Here is a 931-nt window from a genome sequence, read left to right on the forward strand (position 1 = left end):
TCTACGTGCCGTTCGAGCTGGTCACGCCGGCCAACGCGGCCGAGTACATGAACAAGAACTGATCCCAGGACTGGGCCTCCGGGTGACCCCGGAGGCCTGCCGCGATCGAATCTTACGGTGAGAAAAATGACCAGCTGGATCAAGGCGTGCGGCCTCGACGACATCGAACAGGAAGGCGCCCGCCGCTTCGACCATGAGGGCCGGACTTACGCCGTGTTCCGCTCGCCCGACGATGAGGTGTTCTGCACCGACGGCCTCTGCACGCATGAGGCGGTCCACATCGCCGACGGGCTGGTGATGGACTACGAGGTCGAATGCCCGAAACACTCCGGCGCCTTCGACTACCGCACAGGCGAAGCCAGGCGCCTGCCGCCATGTATCAATCTGAGGACCTACCCGGCGAAGGTTGAGGCAGGGGAGGTGCTGGTGGCGGTGGGGTGAGCCGTTGAAGCTGCCATCTCCCCCCTTGTGGGGGAGATGCCCGGCAGGGCAGAGGGGGTCGGTTCGACTGGGCTCTACCTCCTGCGGCGGATCAAGGCTGGCGCTCCACGCGCGGCGACCCCCTCTGTCGCCTTCGGCGACATCTCCCCCTCAAGGGGGGAGACTGGCCCTAAATCCCCGACCCGTCCAGCAGCGGCACCTCGTCGCCCTCCCACGGGCTCGGCATCGAGCCTCTTCCGGCTGATGGTAGCGGCATCCAGCATTTCAGTTCCGGGTCGGCATATTCGACCACGCGGCCCGGCTGGGAGTCGGAGGAGCGCCAGCCTTCCTCGCCATGCTGGTCGGCGCGCGACCAATAGGCCATGTCGACCTCGGCCGGCCCCTGCTCGGTCGGCCGCACCGTGACCAGGATCCGGCTGCCATCCCTCGGCGCGCTTGCCATGTTGCGCCAGCGATCGGGCTCGTCCATTCGCATCTCCTCCTGCTACTC

At 66.8% G+C, this 931-nt stretch carries 2 protein-coding genes; one reads left to right on the forward strand and one right to left on the reverse strand.

The features are described from left to right. The first annotated feature begins 126 nt into the window (after positions 1-126). Positions 127-441, forward strand: coding sequence for a MocE family 2Fe-2S type ferredoxin (locus EN781_RS33285; RefSeq protein ID WP_126055321.1), 315 nt, complete (start codon positions 127-129; stop codon positions 439-441). 169 nt (positions 442-610) lie between these two features. Here EN781_RS33285 and EN781_RS33295 read toward each other — a convergent pair whose 3' ends face one another. Beyond that, positions 611-910 (reverse strand): hypothetical protein, encoded by a 300-nt coding sequence (locus EN781_RS33295; protein WP_126055320.1) that lies wholly within the window; start codon positions 908-910, stop codon positions 611-613. Between the last annotated feature and the right edge of the window lie 21 nt (positions 911-931).

The organism is Mesorhizobium sp. M4A.F.Ca.ET.090.04.2.1 (genome assembly GCF_003999085.1).
In the GTDB taxonomy this organism is placed as follows: domain Bacteria; phylum Pseudomonadota; class Alphaproteobacteria; order Rhizobiales; family Rhizobiaceae; genus Mesorhizobium.